Here is a 13,434-nt window from a genome sequence, read left to right as displayed (position 1 = left end):
TCAAATTAGTAAAAATCAAATGTTCACAATCAACAATGCGACCTTGTTGTTCGTGGTAAAGCTTGAAACAGGAACTGTTCAAGCGAGCGCGGATACTATCATTCCACTTATAAATGGGCAACCCAAATCGTACCCAAATCAACAAAAAGGTATGATTTATCTGGGTGTAAGGCTATCCCTTTTAACGCTTTGCTTGGATTTTGTTCACATCGGCTTCATTTTCATCGGTTTACTAATCATGGTCCGAAGAACAAAGTTTATGCGTTATATGCTTTATGTTCGGCTGAGATGTAAGACTAAAGATGCTTTTAAGCCACCTAAAGCGCTCGCTTCCAGTGTTAATTGACCTCGGTAACTGTGTGCCATTTCACTGACTATATTTAGACCAAGACCTGAACCAGGGGTTGCTTCATCCAATCTAACACCTCTCTTGATTACTTGACTCAGTTTCTCTTTAGGGATACCTGGTCCGTCATCTTCAATGATGATGTGTATATTGTCTTTATCCTGAGAGGAGTGCACACGAATCATGTTGTTGGCCCACTTATAGGCATTTTCAAGCAAGTTACCCAGCATTTCGTCGAGATCGGTTTGCTCTACCGCTACATTCAGCTCTGAATCAAGTTCATTAATTAAGGAGATATCTCGGCTCGCATACACTTTATCAAACGCCATTGAGATAGCATCCACACGCTCTGCTGGGTTCGATTTCACTGATAAAATATTCATCGACCCCGCCATGCGAGCACGGCCCAGATGGTAATCGATATGATCTTGTATTTGATTGATCGGAGTACGCAGACGGGATTGCGTATCAGGTTCTAACGTCTGTACTTCATTTTTTAGGACAGAAAGGGGGGTTTTTAGCGCGTGTGAAAGATTGCCTGCATGATTCCTAGCTCGTTCTAACAATTCCTGATAATGAAAAAGCAGAGCGTTGAGGTCGAAGATAAGAGGAGAAATCTCTTTCGGATAGGTTTCTTCTAGACTCTTTTTGTTACCAGACTTCAGCTCGGCCAACTCTTTTTGTAACTTTGTAAGCGGACTCAATGACCATGCAATTTGCAGTAAAATGACGGCAAGAACCCCTGCGAATAATAAGCCTAAAATAAGCCAGAGTTGCCCGATTAGCGTTTGCAGGGTGCTTTTGATAGGCTCTTCGTCAATACCAATAATGATATGGATAGGCCCATCGTAATCTGGTAAGTACAGAACTTTTTCGATGGTAATCAGCCTTTCGCCTCTCGCGCCGTAAGCATCGTTATCCAGACCTTTGTATTCGATTTTTTTGTCCCACAAAGAACGAGAACGCTCGAGACTCGTCTCAGTAGAGGCACTCCAATATAAACCACTGTAAGGTCGGTTAAATCGAGGGTCTGAGAGCAGAGCAGCGAGTGAGAGGTGCCCAGTCTCATCGACTTCTAACTGAGCGGCGATTTCATCCATAAAAATGCTCAGCTGTGAGCGAGTGTCGTCAACCATATAGTTGTACACTTGGGTCGGTATCGTCACACCAGCTGCGAGGATCATTGCCGTCAACCAAACGATCGCCGCTAAAACGAGGCGACTTTTGATACTCAGTCGTTTTATTGCGTTCAACGGTAGCCTGTTCTTATTCGGCATTTAATTGGTATCCCAACCCTCGGACAGTTTTGATGATCTTTGGCGCGATTTTTTTGCGAATTCGGCCGATAAAAACTTCGATTGTGTTGGAGTCACGATCAAAGTCTTGTTTGTAAATGTGCTCGACGAGTTCGGTGCGAGAAATTACTTTTTCTGGGTTATGCATAAAGTAAGCGACCACTTTATACTCCAGCGCCGTTAAGCTTACTGCTTGCCCTTGCCACATTACTTTAGAAGTGCGCGTATCCAAGCTCAAGTCGCCAATTTGCATCACAGGAGAGGCGTTACCTGATGCTCTTCGCAGTTGCGCGCGAATACGAGCGATAAGCTCAACCATTTCAAACGGCTTAGTTAGGTAATCGTCTGCACCTGCGTTTAGACCTTCAACTCGCTGCGTTAGGGTATCGCGAGCACTCAGGATAACGACAGGGGTATTGATGTTTTCATCTCGAATGCCTTTTAGCACGGTAAGGCCATCCAATTTCGGCAGTCCTAGATCAAGAACAATAGCGTCCCATTCTTCCGATGTCGCGCGATACAGAGCGTCTATGCCATCTTGAGATAATTCTGGTACCCAGCCGGTACTTTCTAATGTTTCGATGATTTGCTCGCCTAAACGAGGATCATCTTCAACGACAAGTATTTTCATATTGGTGATTCTTATTATGTTTGGAGTGTTATCGAAGTAAGTTACGCATTGCGTCGGGATTACGCATTAGACCAGTTTAGTTGTTTTGTGGCTTTAACGCTTTGTTAAAGCTGCGACCTTTGATCTCAAGCATTTCCAGCGTAGCGGCGTCGTACTCAACTTTCAGGACGCTATTGTTGTACAGAATTTTCAATTCATACACCCAAGCATCATCATCTTCTTCAAGCTCGACCTTGATGATACGGCCGTATAGGTCGTTTTCTACTGCGGCGTAAAGGTCCGAAAATGGTCGTATATATCCTTGTTGAACCGCGCGATAGACCTCATCTTGATCTTCATCGAATTCAATACGTGTTCCAGGCTTTTCGACATCTTGCACGATGGCGTGACCATTTTGTGAGGCATAGTAGTCGTCATGCTTGGCGAAACTTGGTGCACACATCAATGTCGTGATAAGGCCGAAAAGTAACGCAGAATGTTGAGAAGTCGTTGCTTTATACATAGTCAAACCTTTTCTAGAACGTTAGCCGCAGTATATCGGATATAGATGAACAGAGAGTGAATGATCGAGTTCAGTTTTACTAAATGTTGCGGACGTTATTTCAACTCGTCTTCAAAAATTTTGTCTCGCAATTTCCAAAAGCGACCGGATTTCCTTGCAATAACAAACTGAGGTAAACGGAAACGGTGTTGATTGGCAACAACACGTGTCGGTGAAGCCTCTTCAAAAGGGCGATGCTTGTCTGCCAAGTGAGGGCGCACAAATTGGTCTTTAAACGTTTGTTTTTGTTTTTTGGTACTCAATGACCAAAACTCATGAACTAACGCATTGCCTTCGCCTTGGTATGGTTCACCAGAATACGTCACCTTGAGTTGAGATTTACCATCACTGGACTTGAATACTGACAGGTCCATTTCTGTGCATTCAAATATCAATGCATCTTTCAGATTAAGGGCTTCTTTTAATTTTTTATCTGGATCAACAAGCGTTGCGTCACACTCATGACAAATGCGCGCAGCGATATCGTTGTCGGCACCACATTCACCACAGTATTTGGCACGAAAACGGTATCCACAGTGTTCACGTTCGCCTGTGTCTTCATCTTCAAAGTAACCTTGGCAACGTCTGCCAAAGTGTTCAACCAAGAAACCGTTACTATCCAATTTACCCCAGAAGTTGTTATTGAATCCGCAAGCCGGGCAGGGAATCGTGATAATTTCACTGTCAGAGTCTGGTTTGGGATCACCGACTTCAGGTTGGTATAAATCGTAGCTGTTGCCTGCGTAATCAAGCACTAAACATTCTGATTTTCCGTCTGATAAGCGTAATCCTCGTCCTACTATCTGTTGGTACAGACTGACTGACTCTGTTGGTCGCAAAATCGCGATTAAATCGACATGCGGCGCATCAAAACCGGTTGTCAGTACCGAAACATTGACCAAGTATTTTATTTGACGATTCTTGAACGCTTGGATGATCGCATCGCGCTCCGGCGTAGGTGTATCACCAATGACGATTTCAGTTTCGCCTTCTGGCAATAAACTGTGGATCTCCTGTGCGTGTCGAACAGTTGCAGCGAAGATCATGACCCCTTGGCGCTCTTTCGCATATTGCATGATTTGCTCAACAATTTGTGGAGTCGCACGTTTGGCTTTATCGATCACCATGTCCATTTCTGCTTCTTTGTAGCGTCCGGTGTTAGCGGGCTTCAGCTGTGAGAAGTCGTAAGACAAAACGGGCGCATCCATCATGCGGGCTGGAGTGAGGAAGTTTTCGTCGAGCAAATAACGGATCGGCAGTTCGAAAATACAATCGCGGAAGAATCGAGGCTCTTCGGTTCGCACTTGACCTCGGGTGTGATACTGATAAATCCAACCCATTCCTAAACGATAGGGCGTTGCAGTTAGTCCTAGCACCTTAATGCCAGGGTTCAGTTCTCGTAAGTGAGTAATAACTTTTTGGTAGCTGCTGTTTTTGTCATCTGGCACACGATGGCACTCATCAATAACGAGCAGAGAAAACTGGTTTTTGAACGAATCTAAGTTACGTACGACCGATTGAACCGAAGCAAACACGACTTGCTGGTCAGTTTCTTTTCGTCCCAATCCTGCTGAGAAGATGGAACCTTTTAAACCATAACCTTCATACTTCGCGTGGTTTTGCTCGACCAGTTCTTTTACGTGAGCGAGGACTAACACTCGTCCTTTAGCAAGGCGAGCAAGTTCTGCGATCACCAAGCTTTTTCCTGCACCGGTTGGCAGCACGATCACTGCTGGTGTCGAGTGTTTACGAAAGTAATGAATAACGGCTTTAACCGAGTCGGCTTGATAAGGACGAAGTGTGTACATGAAAATATGTGAAATTGCTCAACTATTCGAACGAGGAACGCTATAATACCTGACTTTTATACCCAAGTGACCTTTAAACCGAGATTTAGAGATCACTTGGGTATAATTCAATGAGGTATTCATGCGTTTAGATAAATATTTGTGTGACGCTCTGGGTGCAACACGCAAACAGGCAACAAAGATCATCAAAAGTGGAGACATCACCGTTGACGGTGAGGTTCAAAAAAGTGGTGCATTTAAAGTACCTGAAGGTGCGGAAGTGATGTGGGAAGACCGTGTTATTGGTGCTCCTGGTCCTCGTTACATTATGTTGTATAAGCCTGCTGACTTTGTTTGTTCACATGAAGATGGCTACAACCAAACTGCATTCGCATTGCTTGATGAGCCTAAAATTGAAAACCTTCACTTTGCGGGCCGATTAGATGTCGACACAACTGGTTTAGTATTGATTACGGATGATGGTAAGTGGTCTCATCGTATTACCTCACCTAAGCATAAGTGTGAGAAAACGTACCGTGTTTGGCTCGTCGATGCGATTCAGCCAGATTACGCGGAAAAGCTCGAACAAGGCATCATTTTGCGCAATGAATCAGAAGCAACATTGCCTGCTCGTTTGGAGATCGTGAACGAGGCAGAGAATGAAGTATTGTTAACTATTGTGGAAGGTAAGTATCACCAAGTGAAACGCATGTTTGCGGCGTTAGGAAATAAAGTTGAGTACTTACATCGTGAGCGTATTGGTTCGATTGAACTCGATGAGGCACTAGAACCTGGTGATTATCGCTACCTCACGCAGGAAGAAATTGATTCTATTTGGAATTAATTATCGGCATGGGAAATTCTTTAGTTCCCAATTGGAACTAGTTTTTTGGTAGGAATTGGCTCAAAATTAATTTTCCTACCAAAATTAGTGCCTAGACAATTCCGGTGTGTTTACTCATCTGAGTGATATGCCTTTGCATTTAGCTGAGCCATGCATACTCTTATTGCAAAGCCTTCGGCTGTGGTGAGTAAATGGTGGAATCAATTCCATTGCATTGTGTCTATTTCTCATAAACACACTTCGCTTTCACACGCTTTTCTATGTCGAGTTCGTCAAGGTCACACCTTGGTACATATTTGCCCTTATGATTCTCGAACGTTGATAGAGCAGGCCTTTGGCTTCTAGATTCAACGATATGAGAACCGTCCGTTACGTTCACTTTGCTCTGAAAGTATTGACGAAAGGGCTCCAACAAGAGGTAAAAGAATGACAGAAAAAGCGCAAAGCGCTCCGCAATCCCAAATCAGTTTTCTATTGTTTCTTGTATTAGGAGCGATTGGTGCTTTGACGCCTTTGGCGATCGACATGTATTTGCCTGCAATGCCAACCATCGCGAAAGATTTGGGTGTTGCGCCTGGCGCGGTTCAGATTACGTTGACGGCTTATACGGCAGGTTTTGCGATTGGCCAGTTAATTCATGGGCCGCTTGCCGATAGTTTTGGCCGTAGACCTGTACTGATTTTGGGTGTGCTTTTCTTTGGATTAGCGGCGGTAGTGAGTGCGACCACAAACGGCATCGATGCATTGACTTATGTGCGAACAGCACAAGGTTTTGCTGGCGCGGCAGCGGCGGTCATTATCCAAGCTGTCGTGCGTGACATGTTTGACCGTGAAGACTTTGCCCGTGCAATGTCTTTCGTCACCTTAGTCATCACCATGGCACCCTTGGTCGCGCCTATGATAGGTGGTCACCTAGCGATCTGGTTTGGCTGGCGTTCGATCTTTTGGGTGTTAGCTATTTTCGCTGTGGTGGTAATTCTACTGGTACTTTGGAAAATCCCAGAGACGTTGAAACCAGAAAATCGTCAGCCGCTTCGTTTTCGCACTACGATGAGAAACTACGCCAGATTATGCTCCAACCCTGAAGCGATAGGTTTGATGCTTTCTGGAGCGTTTTCATTTTCCGGAATGTTTGCATTCCTGACTGCGGGCTCGTTTGTTTATATTGATTTATATGGTGTTCGACCAGACCACTTTGGTTATTTATTTGGTTTGAACATTGTTGCGATGATCATCATGACCAGTATTAATGGTCGCTTGGTGAAGAAAGTTGGCTCTCATGCCATGCTTCGTTTTGGGTTGTTCGTGCAACTTTTGGCGGGGATTGGTTTATTCGTAAGTTGGTTAATGGACTTCGGATTATGGGGCATCGTACCTTTTGTTGTGCTGTTTATCGGTACATTGTCGACGATAGGTAGTAACGCGATGGCGCTGCTTTTAAGTGGCTACCCATCAATGGCGGGTACAGCTTCGTCTCTGGCGGGGACGTTAAGATTCGGTATCGGTTCATTGGTTGGTGCGCTGGTGGCATCACTACCCGGTAATGTTGCTTGGCCGATGATCATTGTGATGTTTGCTTGTTCTGTGCTTTCAGCACTGTTTTATTGGACTTTAGGAAGAAAGGCGTAATGTCGAATTACACCAAAGAAATTCAAAACTTAGTTAACTCAGCACTTGAAGAGTTAGATCAAGAGCATCGCTCAGGTAAGTTAGCCAATGCCCCTGTTGCGAATAACCATTATTTAGTGCGCTGGGTTACCAAAGCACTTAAATCTCAGCGTTTCGGTCGAGCCGTAGGCGATGACTTAACACGTTGGCAAAAAGCGGGTCGTTCAAAGGGTAATGACGCTGGTTTGTTGTTTATCTTCAAGCGTATTTCCGCTTTTTACGCTCAGTTTTTTCCTGAAGGTGAAGAGTCCAAAGTGATAAAAGACTCCGATATTGAATCATTTCTTGATTTGATGGAGCAAGCTGGCTGGGAAGTATCAACGTCTGAGCAACTTGTTGGTTGTGGCAAAATCCAAATCTTCACGGAAGGTCAAAACTCTTTGGCGCTATGTGCAGATCAATGCGAAAGCTGCTTCGACGGCGAGCTGCTCGTCAAACCAATGAGCTGGTTTGTACGTGGCAACCATGCTGAGTTTGTTGAGAAAGCAGCGCAAGCGGGCTTTATGGTGCATAAAGTGACGGACTACAAATCGATGGTGAAATACCACGGCGAGTACCTTATCTTTCCTGCAAACGAAGGTAACCAATTGGCTGAGATTCCGTTGAGCTTCCAAGCTTAATCAACTTCTCACAGCAGTAGAATTGAAATACGAAAGCATCAGRCGTTTGAAACGTCTGATGCTTTTTTTGTTACGTCACTCTGTATTTAAAAGCGATATTTCCAATAGACGCCACCATATAGACCTTCATAGCTTTGCAAAACGTCGCCCATCGTTTCGGTTTCGTTATTAAACAAGTAATCCTCTTCTGAGTAGTCTTCATAACGGAGGTTAAGCTGCACGTTTTGATTTTCAGATACTTCATAGTCAGCGATGACTTCAAATCGGTACGAGTTCGCCTCGTTATCAGGATATTGGTAGCCATCAGATGTGGTTGAAGATTTTCCATCAGCTTGGCTGTAGCTGTAATCAAACGAGATAGAAAGTTTGTCGTCTAGTAGCTGCTCTTTACTCACACCAAAGCCAATGGTTGTTATGTCATCTTTGAGTTTGGTGGTGTAGCGATTCCAACCGACAACGTCAGAGTTTGCTTGTTGTTGCTCGGAGCGGATGATCTGTTGATTGTAAAAAACATGCCCGCTTAGTCCGTCGAGTAAATTGAAGTTAAGGCTGAGGTCGTAACCGTAATCTTCCCCTTCACTCAAACCAATATCGGGTTTTGCATAGTCATCGTTGCCGTACCAAAGCTCTGCAAGCAATTGGACATCGTCGGTCATGTCATAACTGCCGTGGCCACGGAGCTCAATCCTCTCTTTGTCGGCTAAATAGTATTGGCGCAAATTAGGCGAGTCGCTGCTGTCGTCCTGCCAATCAGAGCCATCGCGAAAAGAGTAGGAGACTTTACCGCCTAATTGCCACGGTCTATTTGGTCTGTACTGGGCCCCAACAAAAACGCGTTGTTCATCGGTACGTTTCCTATCAGCATAACTTCGCTCATCTTGTCTAAAATGGTAACCCGTATTCACTTTCACATCAGAAGTAACACGATGCTTGAGTGTTGCTTCTAGTTTGGTTTTGGTGTGGTCGTATTTTTCTCTCGTCGATCCGATGATGGTGTTTCTATCGGAGTTATCGTCTTTATCTGAATAATCCGCAGAAATGGCGAAAGCTGTGTCTCGCGAAAGTTTGTTGTGGTAATCCGCGCTTATTTGCCAAGTGTTAGTTTCGCCATGGAATGTATTGGAGTTAACGGGGGACTGTGGAAACGGATTTAACCCGCCTTCAGAAGACGTCTGTGACCAAAGTAAGCGGCCACTGAACGTTTGTTGATTCAACCGATAATTCCCCGTGACAGCAAACTGGTGAAAGTCGTTGTCAGGCTCATACGCGAGGTGGTTAGCGTAAGGATTGGTAGTGCTGCCGTAATAAAGTGCGGACTTATCATTTCTAAAAAACGAGCCGCGATACGCAATATCCACCAGCCACAAATCTTCCATGTAGCTTACTCCTACTTGAGTATTTAAGGTTTCATGGTCGACGTTTTTGGGTATGGATCCCGGCGCGTTGGTGTAACCCGGAATGGTCGATGAATAAAGCGAAGTTGTGCCTTCTTTACGTTCGTGCTTCATGGATGCATATGGCTTCCATGGTGTATGTGGTGTGTACTTGAGTTCTAACTTAAACGTCTCTCGCGTCACTGAGTTTTCATATTTCGATAGGTCACCACTAACGAGTGCATCCTCTCTTGGATGATACGCACTGAGTGAGGACTGATTCCAGAAATACAGCGTTTCACTATAACTGCCGAGGACACGTAATCCGTCGTACTGGCCCATTTCCCACTGCAGTAAGAAGCGTTGCAAACCAAGATCTTCGACGACGATTCGATTGTAGAACCCATCGTCTTCATATTGTTCGATATCGGCGTTTAGGCTCGCGTTAAAGTGTTTATTGTCAGAGTTTGTACCGTAAACGGGTGGATTCCAATTATAGAATCGCGAGGAACCATCGTTGTTAAGGTAACCGACGCCGGCGCTGACTTCTCCACTCCACGTGCCGTCGCTGCTGCATTCACTGCACTGCCAGCGGCTAGTGTCGGCTGGTTGAGAACGTTGTAACGAATAATCGTTGGCGTGCGCTTGCACAGCAAAAGCAAGGGAAATAGCGATGCACAGTTGAGATAGTTTCATGCCTCCCTCCTAATAACTTAATGTTTGACCACGTGGGTGGTTAGAGCCATGCACTTGATTGTGGCAGTTCAAACAACTTCCGCCACGCACTCTCAAGTCGTTTTCAGGAATGGCTACGTTTGCATGTGGCACACGGTGACATTCCTGACATAGCATTGGCAGTCGTTTATTGAGCAAGGCTTTGTTCACTGAACCATGAGGTGTGTGGCAGGATATGCAATCTTCAGTTACAGGCTCATGCTCCCATAAGAATGGGCCGCGTTTTTCCGCATGACACTCGTAACAAGCGTTATTGACGGTTGACCAGTTCAGGCTCGCTTCATTTAATGTCTGATGTGGATTGTGGCAGCTAGAACAAGTCATGACGCCGTCAATAATAGGATGACGACTGCGTTTGTGGATATCCGATTTGGTGCGGGAGTGACAATCGGTGCATTTGTCTGCTTGCATTTCGGCAACCATCATCGGATCGTCTTTTTGATGCAGTTGGTGACAGCTTGCACAAGACAGACCTTCAAAAGCGTGCTCACTGCTATGCCAAGTCGAGCGTTTCGCATCTTGGTGGCAAGATAAACACACGCTGTTTTGCTTTTCGGCCGGAACAGGGGAGTTTGGCCCAAAGGTGATCATCGGCTCACGAACTTGTCCTTTTCGCGGATTGCGCGCGTGATTGTTTGCTGGGCCATGGCATGCTTCACATTGTTTATCATTCATTGGCCCATGCAGGTTTGCGGACTTGCCATGAATGTTATCGAAAATACCCGTTGCAGGTTTATCTGATGTATCGTCATGGCAACGAAGGCAGCCATCTGGTCCGCGGCGTGAATATTTTCCCTCGGAAAACTTGGTGTCTAATATGGTTTCCATTTCTTCTTGAGTTAACGTCGCCGCTTTGGGTTCTGGCTCGGCGACATCTTCCGAACTGACGGTGAAGATGACGCCTAACCCAAGTATCCCAGCTACCAACCACCGCAGAAACATTGCTTTCATAGCTCTTCCTTTTCTTGTCCTTAATTGTCAAAGCATTGTGTTCAATGACGAATTCAACGGTAGTCGTATACCTTGTGAACCTTATCTACCCCTTGTGACTGACCAATGGCATGGCAAGTTGCACATTGCTCGGAGCCCATGGCTTGTGCTGCTGTGTCTGCTCCAAATACCGCGCCGTGATTCAGCATATGGTTCAGAGGCGCATCTCCTGCCACGGTATCCGGGTCAGCATTAGCTAAAGATGACTCTAGGTGACACGCGCCACAGGCGACTAATGCAGGACTAAAGTACTTACCACTTGCCAGAGAAGGGCGCGTATTTTGTTGGCTAGGTAAGTTGTATTGAGCATTGGTATGGCAGGCCTCACAGTTGTTGACTGCGCCAGGGAAAGACGCTTCACCGCTATGAGCGGAGCCAAAGGCGTGGAATGAGTGCACGTGGTACTTTAGATCAGCTGCCATCCCAGGATAAAACGCAGAACGTTCAGAGTTATGGCAATTTTTACATTGTTGGAAGTCGGTGGCGGCATGTGGATGCTCACCAAGCTTATGGATAGTCAGCTCTTTGTGACAATCGTTACACGATGAAATGTCCGCGCCCACTGGCAGTTTGTGTTGCTTGTTGATACCAGACACATCAAACGAGCCGGATGCGTTATTGGCGGCAATGACGAAAGGCGATTTGATAAGATCGATGCCTTCAAACGTGACGCATTCGGCGAGCTCGCCATCTCTACGGTTGGCGCAAAGTGGCATGTCGGCGATATTAACCGTCAACGTAGAGTCGGAGATTGGCTTAATCGCAGCGTCAGTGAAGTCTTTATGACATAAGAATAGGCCTTCTCCTTGAGCTTCACAGCCGTCACCAAGTGCGCCATCATCGGCGACGTTGAGACTGTTGTTTGCGACCATCGGGCCTTGGCCGTTATCCCAGTTCAGCAACAAATTGAGGTGCCCATGTTCATTAATGAAAGGGGTCAGTTCGTTGATGGATCTAATACCTGAGCCCGCTTTCGACACTCTTAGTTCAACCTCAAACTGGTCATCAATAAATCGCGCGTTTTCAACGTTGATTTCAAGCGAATCACGCGCTTTTGCAAGATTATCTAAACGCATTACGTGAACCGTTTTAGCACTTCGGCTCGCGTCTTGGCCGATGATTGGATCGCCATTGTCATCTCGGTCATAAGGTCGGTGACAGCCCGAGCAGGAGTTTTGTGGCTCGCCGTTTCTTACCCAAACCGTACCGACTTGGTTATCATGCGCGCCTCTGTCTCGGTACAAGTGACAGGTCTCACAGGCAACTTGGCTTGGGTGTTCAAACCAATTGTTGGCGTCTGATGCTTTCGCGACATCGGTCGAATGGCAGGTTGTACAGTTGCGGGCATCTTGCGGGAAAGGGTTGCCTTCAATGACTAAACCATTGATGTCGGTAACGAGCACGTCATTCTCGTCGACAGGCTGTTTGTAAGTGTCGATGTTATTTCTGTCGCTACCTAATTTGAAAACATTACCGTGGTATTGATGAACAACGGCAGCGAGAGGGCGTCTGGTTGGAGCGGCGCCTGGGTTACTGTCATTGTGGCAAGCGGTACAAACGGCAATGTTGTTATCAATTGAGCGATAGCCGGGTCCATGATGAAGCGGTTCGCCCATATGACAGTTTTCACACGTGCCTGTTTCAATCACATTGCGGGAGACCACTGCATCTGAACTTTCTTGCGGCACCCATTCAAACACGTAGGTAAAACCGTTGCCTTGCTCGCCATACGCCATGACGATTCGGTGGAGTTTATCCGCATCCCAAGCAATAAAACCATTGTTGTTAGAAGAGTCGGCAGTGTAAGGATCGGACACTTTTAAAACGTCAGGAATGGCAAACGTGTAGCGATACCCCTCGTTTGTTTTTACTAGTGTTCCATCCCAAACACTCTCCATGCTGGCACGGTTATTTGTGGTATTACTTGAGTGATGGAAACTCTTCCAATAGGTATTGCCATGACGCCCATTGAAGGCAAAGGCTGGATCGCTCGAATTTTGTGTATCGACACGAGAGGGCATTGCTTTAAGAAGTGCGATGCGAAAGTCTTTCGTTTCGTCTAGCTCATGAGATCTGCCACTGCCGTCTTTGACGGTAAAATCGACTACCAGTTTGGTTTCTCCGGTTTCTTGAGTGACCAATGATGGCTCGGAAACACTGATCTCGAAATCACCAAGCGCAGGTGGTGGTGTATTTTGATCGTTTTTGCTGTCTGGACCACATCCGGTGAGCAGTAAAATAAAAAATATTAATGTAGCGATCGACTTTAAACCGTTCATAGTCCCTCTCGATTCGTCCTAAAGTAAGTGGGAATGCGTTGGAATGGTTAAATATCTCAATAAGCAATTGATTGAAATATTAATTTTGTATTCAAGCCAAAAGCAAAATATCCATATTTACATCGCTTGAATAAATCGAAATACATGGCTCGTAAGAGTATAGACGCAATATGAAATATTATTAAAATAAACCATTTTTTCTATGCGTGAATTTTAGGTTTTAAATTATTGTGTTTTTAAATCAATTGCTTGTATTGAGGTTTTTTGTTCTTGAAGAGGTCGGTGCAGAAAAAGTAGGGGTATTGAACTACGCTACTTTAAATGG

General features: G+C 45.4%; 10 protein-coding genes. 3 read left to right on the top strand and 7 right to left on the bottom strand.

The features are described from left to right. Window positions 1-273 precede the first annotated feature (273 nt). From R2S67_RS06985 to R2S67_RS06970, 4 genes are all read right to left on the bottom strand, one after another. Complete coding sequence (locus R2S67_RS06985) at window positions 274-1,623, bottom strand: ATP-binding protein (protein ID WP_317342951.1); 1,350 nt, start codon at window positions 1,621-1,623, stop codon at window positions 274-276. Further along, window positions 1,613-2,272: a response regulator transcription factor gene (locus R2S67_RS06980; protein WP_005378073.1), complete on the bottom strand. Its 660-nt coding sequence runs from the start codon at window positions 2,270-2,272 to the stop codon at window positions 1,613-1,615. The genes R2S67_RS06985 and R2S67_RS06980 overlap by 11 nt, the downstream gene beginning before the upstream one ends. A gap of 76 nt (window positions 2,273-2,348) precedes the next feature. Continuing rightward, window positions 2,349-2,774: a PepSY domain-containing protein gene (locus tag R2S67_RS06975; protein WP_012841930.1), complete on the bottom strand. Its 426-nt coding sequence runs from the start codon at window positions 2,772-2,774 to the stop codon at window positions 2,349-2,351. Window positions 2,775-2,869: 95 nt separating this feature from the next. Next, window positions 2,870-4,621 (bottom strand): DEAD/DEAH box helicase, encoded by a 1,752-nt coding sequence (locus R2S67_RS06970; RefSeq protein ID WP_021707635.1) that lies wholly within the window; start codon window positions 4,619-4,621, stop codon window positions 2,870-2,872. A 121-nt stretch (window positions 4,622-4,742) separates the two neighbouring features. Here R2S67_RS06970 and rsuA point away from each other — a divergent pair, with 121 nt between their 5' ends. The 3 genes from rsuA to R2S67_RS06955 all read left to right on the top strand — a co-directional run bounded on the left by rsuA (window position 4,743) and on the right by R2S67_RS06955 (window position 7,732). Beyond that, on the top strand, window positions 4,743-5,444 hold the full coding sequence (rsuA, locus tag R2S67_RS06965) for a 16S rRNA pseudouridine(516) synthase RsuA (RefSeq protein WP_033905117.1): 702 nt from the start codon (window positions 4,743-4,745) through the stop codon (window positions 5,442-5,444). Window positions 5,445-5,870: 426 nt separating this feature from the next. Next, on the top strand, window positions 5,871-7,073 hold the full coding sequence (locus R2S67_RS06960) for a Bcr/CflA family multidrug efflux MFS transporter (RefSeq protein ID WP_005393240.1): 1,203 nt from the start codon (window positions 5,871-5,873) through the stop codon (window positions 7,071-7,073). Continuing rightward, a complete protein-coding gene (locus tag R2S67_RS06955; protein WP_046874809.1) occupies window positions 7,073-7,732 on the top strand; it encodes a DUF2913 family protein in 660 nt (219 codons plus the stop codon). The genes R2S67_RS06960 and R2S67_RS06955 overlap by 1 nt, the downstream gene beginning before the upstream one ends. 86 nt (window positions 7,733-7,818) lie before the next feature. Here the strand turns inward: R2S67_RS06955 and R2S67_RS06950 are convergent, their stop codons facing one another. The 3 genes from R2S67_RS06950 to R2S67_RS06940 are packed head-to-tail and all read right to left on the bottom strand — an operon-like array spanning window position 7,819 to window position 13,109. Next, entirely contained in the window at window positions 7,819-9,801 is a 1,983-nt protein-coding gene (locus R2S67_RS06950) for an MtrB/PioB family decaheme-associated outer membrane protein (protein WP_317342950.1), read from the bottom strand. Window positions 9,802-9,810: 9 nt separating this feature from the next. Further along, complete coding sequence (locus tag R2S67_RS06945; protein WP_317342948.1) at window positions 9,811-10,791, bottom strand: DmsE family decaheme c-type cytochrome; 981 nt, start codon at window positions 10,789-10,791, stop codon at window positions 9,811-9,813. 53 nt (window positions 10,792-10,844) lie between these two features. After that, window positions 10,845-13,109, bottom strand: coding sequence for an OmcA/MtrC family decaheme c-type cytochrome (locus tag R2S67_RS06940; RefSeq protein WP_317342946.1), 2,265 nt, complete (start codon window positions 13,107-13,109; stop codon window positions 10,845-10,847). Window positions 13,110-13,434: the final 325 nt, after the last annotated feature.

The organism is Vibrio sp. T13N (assembly GCF_032970445.1).
GTDB classification, from domain to species: Bacteria; Pseudomonadota; Gammaproteobacteria; order Enterobacterales; family Vibrionaceae; genus Vibrio; species Vibrio diabolicus.
Note: the sequence above shows the minus strand (reverse complement) of the source record. Positions and strands in the feature narration are given on the sequence as shown.

Coding starts and splice junctions, on each gene's coding strand:
- R2S67_RS06975 (WP_012841930.1), bottom strand. CDS start 2,774: ATGTATAAAGCAACGACTTCTCAACATTCTGCGTTACTTTTCGGCCTT.
- R2S67_RS06940 (WP_317342946.1), bottom strand. CDS start 13,109: ATGAACGGTTTAAAGTCGATCGCTACATTAATATTTTTTATTTTACTG.
- R2S67_RS06970 (WP_021707635.1), bottom strand. CDS start 4,621: ATGTACACACTTCGTCCTTATCAAGCCGACTCGGTTAAAGCCGTTATT.
- R2S67_RS06945 (WP_317342948.1), bottom strand. CDS start 10,791: ATGAAAGCAATGTTTCTGCGGTGGTTGGTAGCTGGGATACTTGGGTTA.
- R2S67_RS06985 (WP_317342951.1), bottom strand. CDS start 1,623: ATGCCGAATAAGAACAGGCTACCGTTGAACGCAATAAAACGACTGAGT.
- R2S67_RS06955 (WP_046874809.1), top strand. CDS start 7,073: ATGTCGAATTACACCAAAGAAATTCAAAACTTAGTTAACTCAGCACTT.
- rsuA (WP_033905117.1), top strand. CDS start 4,743: ATGCGTTTAGATAAATATTTGTGTGACGCTCTGGGTGCAACACGCAAA.
- R2S67_RS06950 (WP_317342950.1), bottom strand. CDS start 9,801: ATGAAACTATCTCAACTGTGCATCGCTATTTCCCTTGCTTTTGCTGTG.
- R2S67_RS06960 (WP_005393240.1), top strand. CDS start 5,871: ATGACAGAAAAAGCGCAAAGCGCTCCGCAATCCCAAATCAGTTTTCTA.
- R2S67_RS06980 (WP_005378073.1), bottom strand. CDS start 2,272: ATGAAAATACTTGTCGTTGAAGATGATCCTCGTTTAGGCGAGCAAATC.